At 56.2% G+C, this 13,137-nt stretch carries 10 protein-coding genes and 1 pseudogene; 8 read left to right on the plus strand and 3 right to left on the minus strand.

Features of this window, described 5'->3' with window-relative positions; genetic code table 11:
* Position 1 precedes the first annotated feature (1 nt).
* On the plus strand, positions 2–832 hold the full coding sequence (gene trpA, locus O146_RS0107985) for a tryptophan synthase subunit alpha (RefSeq protein ID WP_021353362.1): 831 nt from the start codon (positions 2–4) through the stop codon (positions 830–832).
* Positions 833–963: 131 nt separating this feature from the next.
* Here trpA and O146_RS0107990 read toward each other — a convergent pair whose 3' ends face one another.
* Positions 964–2,244 (minus strand): dicarboxylate/amino acid:cation symporter, encoded by a 1,281-nt coding sequence (locus tag O146_RS0107990; protein ID WP_027018147.1) that lies wholly within the window; start codon positions 2,242–2,244, stop codon positions 964–966.
* Between the two features lie 93 nt (positions 2,245–2,337).
* Here O146_RS0107990 and O146_RS0107995 point away from each other — a divergent pair, with 93 nt between their 5' ends.
* The 3 genes from O146_RS0107995 (at position 2,338) to O146_RS0108005 (ending at position 3,670) form a co-directional block, all read left to right on the plus strand.
* Entirely contained in the window at positions 2,338–2,808 is a 471-nt protein-coding gene (locus tag O146_RS0107995; protein ID WP_023018665.1) for an SdpI family protein, read from the plus strand.
* 109 nt (positions 2,809–2,917) lie between these two features.
* A complete protein-coding gene (locus tag O146_RS0108000; protein ID WP_021353365.1) occupies positions 2,918–3,289 on the plus strand; it encodes a Rieske (2Fe-2S) protein in 372 nt (123 codons plus the stop codon).
* Between the two features lie 45 nt (positions 3,290–3,334).
* On the plus strand, positions 3,335–3,670 hold the full coding sequence (locus O146_RS0108005; RefSeq protein ID WP_023018664.1) for a hypothetical protein: 336 nt from the start codon (positions 3,335–3,337) through the stop codon (positions 3,668–3,670).
* A gap of 53 nt (positions 3,671–3,723) precedes the next feature.
* Here O146_RS0108005 and O146_RS0108010 read toward each other — a convergent pair.
* Positions 3,724–3,954: pseudogene (locus tag O146_RS0108010) on the minus strand (AzlC family ABC transporter permease); the annotation flags it as partial.
* A gap of 58 nt (positions 3,955–4,012) precedes the next feature.
* Positions 4,013–5,593 carry a CCA tRNA nucleotidyltransferase gene (locus O146_RS0108015; protein ID WP_425265834.1) on the minus strand — a complete coding sequence of 527 codons (1,581 nt, stop codon included), beginning with the start codon at positions 5,591–5,593 and terminating at the stop codon, positions 4,013–4,015.
* Here O146_RS0108015 and O146_RS0108020 point away from each other — a divergent pair.
* The 4 genes from O146_RS0108020 (at position 5,502) to O146_RS0108035 (ending at position 13,033) form a co-directional block, all read left to right on the plus strand.
* Positions 5,502–6,302 (plus strand): NUDIX hydrolase, encoded by an 801-nt coding sequence (locus tag O146_RS0108020; RefSeq protein ID WP_027018151.1) that lies wholly within the window; start codon positions 5,502–5,504, stop codon positions 6,300–6,302. The two genes, O146_RS0108015 and O146_RS0108020, sit on opposite strands and share 92 nt — an antisense overlap.
* A complete protein-coding gene (locus O146_RS11570) occupies positions 6,299–8,650 on the plus strand; it encodes a hypothetical protein (RefSeq protein ID WP_051619350.1) in 2,352 nt (783 codons plus the stop codon). The genes O146_RS0108020 and O146_RS11570 overlap by 4 nt, the downstream gene beginning before the upstream one ends.
* Before the next feature lie 15 nt (positions 8,651–8,665).
* Positions 8,666–12,331: a murein biosynthesis integral membrane protein MurJ gene (locus O146_RS0108030; RefSeq protein ID WP_027018152.1), complete on the plus strand. Its 3,666-nt coding sequence runs from the start codon at positions 8,666–8,668 to the stop codon at positions 12,329–12,331.
* Between the two features lie 138 nt (positions 12,332–12,469).
* Positions 12,470–13,033 carry an RNA polymerase sigma factor gene (locus tag O146_RS0108035; RefSeq protein WP_021353375.1) on the plus strand — a complete coding sequence of 188 codons (564 nt, stop codon included), beginning with the start codon at positions 12,470–12,472 and terminating at the stop codon, positions 13,031–13,033.
* Positions 13,034–13,137 lie beyond the last annotated feature (104 nt).

Consider the following 13,137-nt stretch of genomic DNA (forward strand, 5'->3'; position numbering starts at 1 on the left):
CATGGGACGTTACGAAACACTGTTCGCTGATTTACGCACAAAGGGCGAGGGCGCGTTTGTGCCGTTTTTTATGCTCGGCGATCCTAGCTACGAAGCATCGCTAGAACTCATTCGGGCAGCAGTGAATGCTGGGGCAGACGCATTGGAAATCGGCATTCCCTTTAGTGACCCGGTCGCCGACGGACCAGAAATCGAGAAATCCCACCAACGGGCTTTGCGCGCAGGTGCCAGTCTGGATAAGTCGTTGCAACAGCTGCGCCAGATCCGCGAGGAATTCCCGGATACCCCCATCGGCTTGTTGGTCTATTGCAATTTGGCGGTAAGCAAGGGAACCGCACAGTTCTATCAAGCCTGCGCCGAGGCGGGGGCGGATTCCATCTTGATCCCGGATGTTCCCACCCGCGAAGGTGCTCCGTTCGTCGCGGCCGCGCAACAGGCAGGAATTTCGCAGATATTTATTGCTCCGGCACGTGCCAGCGAGGAAACGCTGCGGGCGGTTAGTGAAAACTCGACGGGTTATATTTACGCGTTATCACGCCACGGTGTCACTGGCGCGGATAAAGAAGCCGAGACCGGGGGATTGGATACTGTTGTCGATGCGATTAAGCGTTTCGACGGTGCACCGGTGCTCTTAGGTTTTGGCATTTCCGAGCCTGAACACGTGCGCGCAGCATTGGCCGCTGGCGCTGACGGTGCGATCACCGGTTCTGCGATTACCCGCATTATTGCTGGCCGGGTTAATTCCACGGAGCGGGGTAACGAGTACACTCTCGCAGAGCTTGCCGACGAGGTATCCGACTACGTCGCACACATGAAAGCTGCAACGCGGTAGCTACAACAAGGTAGCTGCAACGCATTAAGCGCCAGGACTAACCCAGCCCTGGCGCTTAAATCATTGTCACTGTCGATTGTCAGTGTCTGTGTATTTCTGTCAGCGGTTGCCTGAATCAGATTTTGTCTGAATCAGTTTTTACCTGTTTCAGTTCTTCCGCTGCCAGGCGAATCCTGGCCCAGTGCTTCACCCGTGACAGGAACATCGTAGTCGTCCGGCAAGCCAACGCCTTCTGCCGCGGTGCCGTTCTTGGTCCACTTGTTGATCAACAAGGCGATCGCACCATCGCCAGTGATATTCGCCGCGGTGCCGAAAGAATCGACCACGATATACGCCGCAATCATTAGTGCGAGCATATCCTCGTCGAAGCCCAGCATGCTGCCCAACAATCCCAATGCCGCATACACCGCACCACCAGGAACACCAGGGGCAGCCACCATCATAATGCCCAACAACAGCATGAAACCTAGTGCGAGGCCGAAGCTGACATCCATGCCGGACAGGTAAACAATGCCGAAGGTGTACAAAATCAGTTTGGTCATCGACCCAGACAAGTGCATGGTGGCACCAAGAGGAACCACAAACCCAGCGATATTCGGGGCCACGCCGTTTCTGAGTACGGACTTATAGGTAACCGGGATGGATGCCGCAGAAGAAGAAGTACCCAATGCCGTGAAGTAGGCCGGGAGCATGTTCTTCAGCGCGGTAAATGGGTTCTTCGCAGACAGTGCACCGGCAAGCAGGTACTGCAGAAGAACGACTACCCACGTCATGACAACAGACAACACGAGCACCCGGGCGAACGAACTGATGACATCACCCAAGTTGTCATTCATCATCAAGTTCAAGAAGATTCCATAAATGAACAGTGGCAACAGGGGGATCACGAAGGAAGTGATAACCTTCATGATCAATTTCTCGAATTCCCGGACACCCTTGTATAGGGCAGGGGAGGAGACTGCCGTCATCGCGAGACCTAACGCGAAAGCTAAAAGCAGAGCGGTCATGATCTCAAACGGAGGAGCCATCTCTACTTCGAAGTATGGCGTCAATGCACCTTCTTCTACATCGCTGACATCGAGATCAAGCGACTGGTCACCCAATAATGTTGGATAACCAAAAACCGCCACTGCATACGCCAACAATCCGGCACCAATGGTGGATAGATAAGCAATCCCAGTAGTGATACCTAGCCACTTTCCAGCGCCTTTACCCAGTCCGGCGATAGCCGGGGTAATGAGAGCAAAAATCAGTACCGGAACGAAGAAACCGAGGAACTGGCTAAACAGGCCGTTGAACGTGACGAAGACTCTGGCTAGCCATTCCGGGAAGAATAATCCCGTAACGACGCCAAGAATGATCGCCACCACGACGCGAAACAGCAGCGAGGAGCTGACTTTACGAACGCTCATAGAAAACTCTTAACTATGGATGGTGGTATTCAGGACCCCTTAAGCATAGCGAAGTGTTTTCGTCATTCTCGCAGGCAGGGCTAGACTGGGGACATGATCGTCGTTCCCATCCTGCTGTTCGTTTTGGCCGCCATCGTTATTACCGTGGGCGGACTGGCCACCTTAAAAAAGCTACCTGGCAACAGCGTTTTCGGCTTACGGGTACATGAAGCACGTAAATCGCCGGAAGCATGGATGACCTCGCACGCCGTAGCGGGCCCGGTCTGGTTGGTTGCTGGGGCAAGCCTGACGTTCGGCGCTTTAGTTTCGCTACAAGCAAGTGGACTGATGTGGGTAATTCCCGCAGTGACGACGGTCGTCGGCATCATTGCCATTTCCTACGGCGCCAACCTGGGTGCCCGGACCGCTGTCCTCTACGACCAGCACGTCAACGCAAAAAAGAATGCGGATGCTACCGGTGGGTGTTGTTCGTCTGGCGGTGCCGACGCTGACGGAAAACCAAAAGCACCCAGTGTTGATATGAACGCACTACGCCGCGCCGCTCGGCAAGCTGATAATCAATAGCCTAAAAATCACAGTGACGTTATCCAGCAGAGAAAACCCCTGCTACAAATTAAAGACACTGTGACAATAAATGCGTTAACCCACATCCCGAACGCAAGGAGTGACCACCATGGCACAGAATTGTTCCCGTCGACTTTTCCTTCTCGGAACCGCTACCACCGTCGCGGGCGCCTTCTTAGCCGCATGTGGTAAAGAACCACCAATGGAAGTAGCCAAGGCGGAAATTCCAGTCGGATCAGCAATCATTGCCGACGGATACATCATCGCCCAGCCTGAAGAAGGTAAATACGTCGCATATTCCCAGCAGTGCCCGCACCAGCGGAACCTAATCACTAAAGTCGAAGGCGACGAGGTTCGCTGCACAGCGCATAACTCCGTATTCAAAATCGCCGACGGTTCCGTGGTCTCTGGCCCAGCCCGTGACCCGTTGGAGCCGGTTTCCATTGATGACGCCGGCAACGCGCTCAACGTCCACAGTTAAATACACGAAAATAGGGAAGTACACGAAGATAGGGAAGTGTTTCACGTGAAACATCTATATACGCGACTGACGATGACCATCCCCGGTGCGGGAACAGCGATTCACCTCGCGGAATTGGAAGAAAGCGGATCCGGTTGCCTGGTACACCGCATGATCGCGTTGACACCAGATGAAGTTATCGCTGGGGCAGCGCGCGTCGACAAGCCAGGAACCAGCGCAGAAAAGATGCACCGCGCCGGACAGATCGATGTACCCAAAACCACCGTCCCGCATCCCAACACCTACGGTAACTACCCGGATATCACCACACAACATTTATCCCACGATGCCTTTGCGGCCTGGTGGGTAGAAGTGCAACAACGTTTCCCAGAACTGGCCTAACAAACTCACGAACGGGGGGCTAAAACACTACGTTAATAAAGCCGACGTAGGCTGCCGTACCACCGATGATCGACAATGCCGGTGAACGCCGCGGAAATCGGGCCGACGCCCGCCCCGATCAGCCCAGGGGCGAGAAACTTCATGGACCCGGCATAAATGACGACCGAGAAAATCGTGGCCCACCACCAGGCGAACCCCAACTGCGTGATAAACACGCCGAAAGCCAAGCCGAGCGGAACCAAACCAAGAAAAACCGGGGCGGCCTCCTGCAACCCAGCGCGCACGGATTCCCGCCGGGTGTGTGACGCGGGATTCCCATCGCTGCTAGGTGAGTGGGGGCATTTAGGCCACGCCCCACTTTTCCCGCAACTTCGCTATGGCTTCCTCTTTGCCGAGGGGGCCGTACTCCAGGCGTAATTCCTTCAGATATGCCCATGCCTTGCCCACCTCTGGCCCCGGCTCCAGCCCTAAGATTTCCATAATCTCATTGCCATCCAAATCCGGGCGTACGCGAGCCAAGTCTTCCTTTTCCTGGATCTCGTCGATACGCTCCAGCAAATTGTCATAGGCACGACGCAACCGGCGGGCCTTCTTTTGGTTCCGCGTAGTGCAATCCGCGAGTACCAATTTGTGTAATCGGGGGAGAAGTTTACCCGCGTCCGTCACATAACGACGCACCGCAGAATCAGTCCATTCACCTTCGCTAAAACCATGAAAACGCATGTGCAAAAACACCAGATTCGCGATGTCCTCGATCACGGCCTTGGGATACTTCAGTTTCCGCAAACGCTTTCGCGTCATCTTTGCACCCACCACCTCGTGGTGATGGAAACTCACGCCTCCACCGGGCTTTTTCGCCCGTGTAGCAGGCTTGCCGATGTCATGCAGCAACGCCGCCCAGCGCAACACCAAATCGGGCGACTGCTCGTCGTCTTCAAGATCAATCGCCTGTTGCAACACGGTCAAGGAATGCTTGTAGACATCTTTATGCTGCAGGTGTTCATCCGGCTCCATCGCTAAAGCGGGAATTTCCGGCAGAATATGTCCTGCCAGCCCGGTTTCGACAAGCACCTCGATGCCTGCGACGGGGTTCGCTCCCGCCATCAGCTTGTCCAATTCCACCTGCACGCGCTCGGCGGTAATCCGGTTAATCTCACCAGACATTTCTTTCATTGCAGCCCGCACCCGATCCGCAATGCGCAGCTCCAATTGGGAGACAAAGCGCGCGGCACGCAACATGCGTAGGGGATCATCGCGGAAGGAAATTTCCGGAGCATCTGGGGTATCCAGCACACCGGCCACCATGTCGGCGAAACCACCAACCGGGTCGTGGAACCGTCCGGTGATCCGGCTCGGGTCGTCGTCGGCAAGCGTCAACTCCACCGCCATGGCATTGACCTTGAAATCTCGGCGGATCAAATCGCCTTCCAAGGTGTCGCCGAACTCAACAACGGGGTTTCGGGAATCGCCATCATAAGCGTCGGAACGGAACGTCGTCAGCTCGATCTGCTCCCCCTTTTTCACGGCAGAAACCGTGCCAAAAGCAATGCCAGTATCCCACACGGTCTCGGCCCAGTCATTCAAAATCGGCTGCACCACGTCGGGGCGGGCATCGGTAGTAAAGTCCAAATCATGGCCCAGCCGCGACAGCATGGCGTCGCGGACGGAACCGCCAACCAAAAACAGCTGATAACCGGCCTCGTCAAAACGCTGCACCAACCCCGACAAAAGCGGAGAAAGTTCGCGGACGGCCTCGGTTGCGCGTGCTAACAGAGCAATCTGCTGGGTGTCTGAAGAATTCACCCCCGTTAGTCTACTACGATCATCTGTAATGACTAACGAGGAAAAGAGCCACAAAAGCCGACGCCGACGCCGACGTCGCCCGGCCGCGCAGAAGGGAGGTCCACATCCCGCCGGCGGCACCAATAATGCTGCAAAGAACTCTGGCGCGAAGAATACGGAAAATAATTCCGGGAAGAAACGTCCAAAAGCTGCACACAAGAGCCAGCAAAACCACCAAAACCAGCAGAGCAAGCAGCAGCCAGCAAAGCAGCATCCCTCCAAACAGCCTGCACGCTCGAATAAAAGCGCACACCAACGCAAGGGACACCACTCCCAACGTTCCGTTATGGAAACCCGCACGGAAACCTCCGCGGGCGGTTTGGTGCTTTCCGGTCTCGCCGAAGCTGTGGCAGAAAACGGGAAGGTGGACCTTGCCAGCATCTACGTTGCACTGATCGGCCGTTTGGATCGCCGGGGTCGGCTGCTGTGGTCAATGCCGAAAGGGCACGTGGAGCCGGATGAAGATCATAACGTCACCGCCGAGCGGGAGGTGTGGGAAGAAACGGGCATCCATGGTGCGGTTTTTGCGCACCTAGGTGTGATTGATTATTGGTTCGTCTCCGATGGAGTACGCATACATAAAACTGTGCACCACCATTTGTTGCGCTTTGTTGACGGCTGGCTCAACGATGAAGATCCTGAGGTGACTGAGGTTGCCTGGATCCCAGCCTCCGAGCTTATCGAGCGCCTGGCATATGCCGACGAGCGCAAATTAGCGCGAAAGGCCCATGATTTATTGCCGGAGTTGGCACGTGCAGAAAAAGAGGCGGGAAGGATCACCCCGCGATGAATCGGTTGGCTGCTTCGTCTGCGTTGGTGGCTTTATCCGCTCTTGTCACTGCTCCTGCTGCTCTGGCGGCACCCGAACCGGTGCCGGTATCACCTGATAATTCTGACCTATGGGGATTGCCGCACGATGAGCTAGCTGACAATGATGTCTCGCTGTCACTGACTTCTTTGAAAGAAGCTGCTTCCGGAGATTCCGCAACTGAGTCTGTGAAGCTGGGGGAGAAGCTGCGCGCGAAATTCCGTGTGGATAACCGCTCGACGTCTGAGTTGACGGACGTTCAGGTCACCGTACGTCGTGCTGCTGCAGTGGATTCGGCGGCTGCGGCGCAAGCCGCACTGGCGGGAAGTGATTTTCCGTATTGGGCTAACGCGACGAAGGTGGACTCGGTGCAGCCGAATAGTTCCACGGCGGCGTTTCTGGATATTGATACTGCGTTGGCGGCCTCGCCGAGCCTGAGCATTGAAAAGCCAGGAGCTTACCCGTTGTTGTTCACGCTCACGGGGATTCAGGATGGCGACCCGGTACATTTGGCTAGCGAACGCCTAATTTTAAGCGTGGGGGATCCTAATACCGTGGACCTTGACGACGCTACCGGCACCGGCACCCCTGCTATTGCTAACAGCGAACACGGGTTGTCTCTCATCGTGCCGGTTTCGACAATGATTGATCCGGTGCCGGGAGCCACGGGTGATGATCCGTTAATCGTGCGCTCGGAAGATTTCACCCACCAAATTTCCGCAGGCGGACGGCTGTATGAGCTAGTCAAAACGTATCGCGAACACGAACTTCGTGGTGCATCATGCATGGCTTTAGACCCCGCAGTGGTGAATTTCGCATCGCGGATGACCGAGGGCTACTACGTCAACGAGCAACGCCCAGAAATTAATAACGAGCCAGTGCGTCTGCGGGATTCTTGGGGAACCAACAAAGAACCAGATCTCGGCATCGAAGGCACAGGGGCTGACAATGCACGGGTCTGGCTGGATATGTTGCGTGAGATCGATTGCGTCCTGGCGATGCCGTGGGCAAACACGGACCTCAACGCTGTACAAGGCACCCATGACGGCTGGATGTTGCATGAAGCCACCGATCGCGGCCCGGAGTTGCTGCAGCGGATCCTTGGCCTGGACGCCAAGCCGCTAACGCTTCCCGGAAACGGCTATGTTTCACGGGAAACATCCTATGCATTAGGAAACCTTCCGGAAGGTGCTCACTTAATACTGGCAGATAATGCGGTAGCCACCGCTGCCGAGGCTCTCGCGGACCCAGAGATCCACCTGCGAGCATCCACCTTCGACAGTGCACTGGCGGCAATCTTAAGCGATACCGGCCAGCAGCCAGTCACGTCCCCCTTCACGCCCTTGGCACACCGCACCGGGGAAACGAAAGCCTCGGAACATGCGCGCACGATCACCGCTGCCAGCACGCTCCGCGCCACCGTTCGCAACCAAGGTACGGAGTCAACCGATACTGCTACCAACGGCAACACCATCGCGTTGCTACCTGCGCTTGTCGACGCCACCGTCGCCGATACCTTGCTCGAGACCGCAGCTGAACTACTGTCAGAACCGGGCATCACCCCGCAACCACTGGGCGCAGCCGTCGACAAGAACGCTATCGATCCCGCAGACGCCCACGAACTAGCCGCGCACACCGATGCTTCCACAACCCCCGCATCCGGAAGCCCGTATCCAGACCCCACGGTGTTCACCGACCTGGAGCTCACCCAGGTGCGGCAACAGGTGCGCTATATTAACGAGCTCATGTCGATCATGAACAATGATCCCGCAATCTCGATGACTCGTTATGAGTACACTCTGGCACTCCGTCGCGACATGCTTATCGCCTTGTCGCACCACCAGCGCAACACACTTTCAGGTTATGACAGGGCAGTCGCCGCCACCTCCGAGCGCATCAACGCCAATCGCGCAGTATTGAAAGAGCTTCGCGAGTCCGTCTCACTCGCACCCCCAGGCAATGTCTATACGCGCGTCTCAGATTCCTCTCCACTGCTTGTCGTCGCCAAGAATCAGCTTCCACTACCGGTGACTACGCAGCTGTCGTACAACTCTCCAAAAGGAACGCGTCTCAACACGCCGGAGCAGGTTAGCATTCCCGCTCGTGGCTCGATTACCGTAACAATGACAGCTGATATCCCAGCGGATCGCGGAAGAACTGATATCCGGCTGTGGCTTGCCACACCCAACGGCTCTGGAATTTCGCAACCAGTGGAAATCACGGTAAACACTCGGAGCGATTCTGTGATCATATACAGCGTCGTCGCCGGGCTGGCCCTGGTATTGGCTACGACAGTGACGTTGCGGGTGCGGCGTCGCAGAAAGAATTAGCATGAATAGATTGGTGTGTCGTTGACAGATACTGAAACTACTTCGGTTCGATCTACTCGCGGACGCATCGTCGAGCCGACACCACCGGCTCCGGTACCGAAGAAACGTCCGCAGCCCCTCGCTGTGCCGGACACCGAAGATAAATCCGATCTGCGCCGCGGACGCAATGACGAAAAGGCCAGCGATGCTGATGTCGTCCGCGCTACAGGTTCGATGGCGATCGCCACGCTGATTTCTCGTATCACGGGCTTTCTGCGCAATGTATTGATCACCGCCACCTTGGGTGCTGCGGTAGCTTCGGCCTTCAACACGGCGAATACGCTGCCCAACCTGATCACCGAGATCGTCCTAGGCGCGGTGTTGACCTCACTGGTGGTTCCAGTGTTGGTGCGTGCCGAAAAGGAAGATCCCGATAGGGGAGAGGCCTTTGTCCGCCGATTATTTACCTTAGCGATTAGCCTACTGGGCACGATCACGCTGATATCTTTGCTGACAGCGCCGTGGATCACCAGGTTGATGCTGCCGGAATCCGGCCAGGTCAATGAAGTTCAGGCGACGTCGTTCGCGTTTTTGCTGCTGCCACAGATCATGTTTTATGGGCTTTTTGCCCTGTTCCAAGCAGTGCTAAACACCAAGGGGATTTTCGCACCCGGTGCCTGGGCACCAGTGGCGAATAACGTTATCTCCATCGGCGTGTTGCTGTTGTACTGGACGGTTCCGGGCTCGCTGAACCCGGCTGCACCATCACCGATCACGGATATCCACGTCGTATTGCTCGGCTTGGGTACCACCGCTGGTGTCATCGTCCAGTGTCTGCTTCTGGTGCCGTATTTGCGCCGGGCGAAGGTCAATCTAAAGCCGCTGTGGGGCGTGGATGCACGCTTAAAGCAGTTCGGTGGCATGGCTGCCGCGATTATCGTTTATGTGGCGATTTCACAGTTGGGGTACGTCATTACCACGCGCATCGGTGCGCTTGCCGACGCCCAAGCGCCGATCATTTACCAGCAGGCGTGGCTGTTAATTCAGGTGCCGTATGGCGTCATTGGCGTCACGCTGCTGACTGCGATCATGCCACGGCTTTCCCGCAATGCTGCCGACGGCGACGACAAAGCCGTGGTTCGCGACCTGACGGTGGCCACCAAACTGACGTTCATCGCGCTGATCCCCATCGTCGTGTTTTTTACCGCTTTTGGCACTCCTATCGCGCAAGGCCTGTTCCAGTACGGCCTGTTCGGTGAAGAGAGCGCGGTTTTGCTCGGTTGGACACTGAGTTTTTCTGCGTTCACGCTGATTCCATACGCATTAGTGCTGTTGCACCTGCGAGTGTTTTACGCGCGTGAGGAAGCCTGGACACCAACATTTATTATCGCCGGCATTACGGCAACGAAAATTGCGCTTTCCTTGTTGGCTCCGGTCATTGCTGCCCGCCCCGAGACGGTGGTTATTCTGCTGGGCGCAGCGAATGGCTTCGGCTTCATCACCGGTGCCATCATCGGTATTTTCTTGCTGCGCCGGAAGTTAGGCTCGCTGCGTGCTCGGGAGGTGCTGTCCGCTTCTGGCTGGTCGCTGGGCGCTGCTTTCGCCGGTTTGCTGGGCGCGTATGCGGTTCTGTTCTTGTTACGAATGTTGCCGGATTCCTGGGGGCTGGCAATTGTGGACCTCGCACCAGAAACGCTGCAATCAGCTTTGCGTTCGGCGGGAACACTGGTATCCACGATCATCGCGGGCTTGGTATTTTTGACCGTCACCGGCATCGTTTTGTCCTTCTCCAGGATCCAGGAAATCCAGTCACTGGGCCGGGTTGCTCGTCGTCTGCCGGGTCTGTCCAAGCTCATCAAAGTCAATGATTCCGACGACGTCGCCGATGGCGAGATCGACCTGCAAGATATTTCCGCACGCTTTTTGGCGCAAGATACCTTCAACTCCAGTCCGGTGCCACCACCGATGTCTGCTGGCGTCGTCCGTGGCGCCCGCCTGACCCCTGGCGCTCCAGTGTCCGACGGACGTTTCCGGCTGCTACGCGATCACGGCAGTGTCGCCGGAGCGCAGTTCTGGCAGGCGAAAGAAAACGCCACGGGTAAAGAGGTTGCGCTGACGTTTGTCACCACGACAGGTAATGCCCCCATGGCAGCGATGACCCCTGCGCAGTCTGCCCGCGCGGCTGCGGAGGTTTCGCGTCGTACGCGTCGTTTGGCACAGCTGAATTTGCCAAGTATTGCACCAAATATCCGTGTGCTGTCCTATCGTTCCGGTTGCTTGGTGGTCGCGGATTGGATCCCCGGCAGCGATCTGAAGACGGTGGCGGAATCGGATGGTTTGGATCCTGCTGCCGTGGCCGAGGCTTTGGCCCCATTTGCCGATACGATCGCCACCGCGCACGAAAAGGGACAGACCGTCGGTTTGGATAACCGAAGCCGGGTACGTATCTCCACCAAAGGCACCGCGATGCTGGCTTTCCCGGCTGTGCTGAGTGATAACACCATTGAGGGCGATCGTTCCTCGCTGAATTCCGCGATTTCGCAATTGGTGGAATCGACCTCGCCGACGCCGGAAGAGTTGTCGACGATTACAGAACCGCGTGTACCGCAACAAACTGAAACGGCGGAACTGGCTAAACAGGCTGAACAAACAGACGCAGTTGAGCAGGCTGATCAGGCCAACCAAACTGATCAGGCCCACCAGGCTGGTCAGGCTGACAACCAGAATGCACAAGCAGTTAGGCAATCGGCGACACCAGCCAGAGAACACGATAGCGACAGGGCTGGCCACGGCACGGAGAAATCAGCCAATGTGGCAGAATCCGCAAGCTCGCAAGCATCCGCAGCGGATGATTCAAAGCTAAGTGGTACTTCAGCACCGAGTGGGACTGCAGCGGCGCACGCTGCTGCCCAAGCAACCGAACCGGTGGAGCCCACCCCACGCGAGATTTCCGACCGATTGCAGCGATTTATCCGCGGCGAGCAAGAAGAAGAACCTGGTGAGGTCGAGGCGCTGCCGGTCGAAGATGAAGCCACGCCAGATGTGGAAGAGCGCGCCGGTTTCGGAGCCCGTGGTTATTCCAACGGTGGGGTCATCGTCATTGCCACATTCACGTTCTTGTTGATCATCGCTGTAGCTGCTTTGTCTGCCTACGTCTTCTCGTTGTTCAACCAAAACGACGATTCCAGCCCGGTCTCCTCGGATGCCATTCACACCACCAGCGCTCCACCAGCACCGGTTATTGATTTGCCGGTGATCCAAATTCTGGCCCACGCGCGTTTGTTCCCCGATGGTCCAGAAGCCCCCGAGGCCATCGACGGAATTCCAGAAACGGTCTGGGAAACCAATCAATCTGACCCAGCGTTGTTGGTTGCCACCCGAGACCCGGTGATCTTGCAAGACCTAGTCATTCGCTCTGAGACCGCCGGTGGAAAATTCTCCGTATTTGCGATCAATGACATTACTGGCGACGACGGTGTCACTGCCATGACACCCATAGATCCCGCTACCATTGACCGGGAATCGTTACCGCGGATTGCTACCGGCACACTGTCGGAGGGCCGCAATAATGTCACCTTGAATGGCCGCAATGAATTTTCTGGTGGCGTATTGATCCAATTCAGTGGCGTGGAAGATGAATTGCGCTTACGTGATGTCATGCTCACTGGCTTGAACACTATCGATAATCTGCAGTTGCAGTAGCGTTCATAACACGTATTCCAAGCGCCGTCCGGTTTTGTTGCACATTGAAATGTGCAATTCCGGACGGCGCTTTCGTCGTACCTACGGTGTAATGGGGGCCACAGGGGAAATTTTTGGGGAAACATAATCGGGGGGACCATGACAGAACACACTGAAATTTCTGATCAACAGTTAGTCGACGATTTCTGCAGTGGCGATGCCAGTGCTTTTAACGCGATTTTCACCAAGCACCGGCGTCGATTGCGTGGAGTAGCGCGCCGCTATGCAGGCAACGATCACGATATTGACGACATCATGCAAGATGCGATGCTTAAAGCCAGCACGAAGCTAGACACCTACCGGGCAGAATCTGCGTTGAGCACCTGGCTGCACCGGTTAGTCATGAATGCCGGTTATGACTACCTCAACCACAAGCATCGCCGGGAAACCCCCACGATTGACGCAGAGGTGGTGCCACACGACCACAACCCAGCTTTGGGTTATGATCCCGCTGGAAGTGTGGATGCGCGAATTTACCTGCAAGATGCTCTTGCAGAACTCGCCGAGGAACAACGCGAAGCTCTGACCCTGACAGATATCGCAGGCTACAGCATTTTTGAAGTCGCTAAACAGCAAGGCGTGGCACCGGGAACCGTAAAATCACGACGTTGGCGGGCACGCCAGGCCATTCGCGACGCCGTCGAACGCGCTCAAACCGGCTAGTTGTTAGGGCAATCATCGTGGGCAGAACCACACCTCCGTGCCATTGCGACCATGCTTGCGTCGCCAAGATTCTGTTTCATTAGCGCGTAGAATATCTGGCAGAC

The organism is Corynebacterium pseudodiphtheriticum DSM 44287 (genome assembly GCF_000688415.1).
Lineage (GTDB): Bacteria > Actinomycetota > Actinomycetes > Mycobacteriales > Mycobacteriaceae > Corynebacterium > Corynebacterium pseudodiphtheriticum.

Bases quoted from the DNA above. Each gene is read 5' to 3' on its own strand.
- O146_RS0107990 (WP_027018147.1), bottom strand. From the start codon at position 2,244: ATGAGCGTTCGTAAAGTCAGCTCCTCGCTGCTGTTTCGCGTCGTGGTG.
- O146_RS0108000 (WP_021353365.1), top strand. From the start codon at position 2,918: ATGGCACAGAATTGTTCCCGTCGACTTTTCCTTCTCGGAACCGCTACC.
- O146_RS11570 (WP_051619350.1), top strand. From the start codon at position 6,299: ATGAATCGGTTGGCTGCTTCGTCTGCGTTGGTGGCTTTATCCGCTCTT.
- O146_RS0108035 (WP_021353375.1), top strand. From the start codon at position 12,470: ATGACAGAACACACTGAAATTTCTGATCAACAGTTAGTCGACGATTTC.
- O146_RS0107995 (WP_023018665.1), top strand. From the start codon at position 2,338: ATGATCGTCGTTCCCATCCTGCTGTTCGTTTTGGCCGCCATCGTTATT.
- trpA (WP_021353362.1), top strand. From the start codon at position 2: ATGGGACGTTACGAAACACTGTTCGCTGATTTACGCACAAAGGGCGAG.
- O146_RS0108020 (WP_027018151.1), top strand. From the start codon at position 5,502: ATGACTAACGAGGAAAAGAGCCACAAAAGCCGACGCCGACGCCGACGT.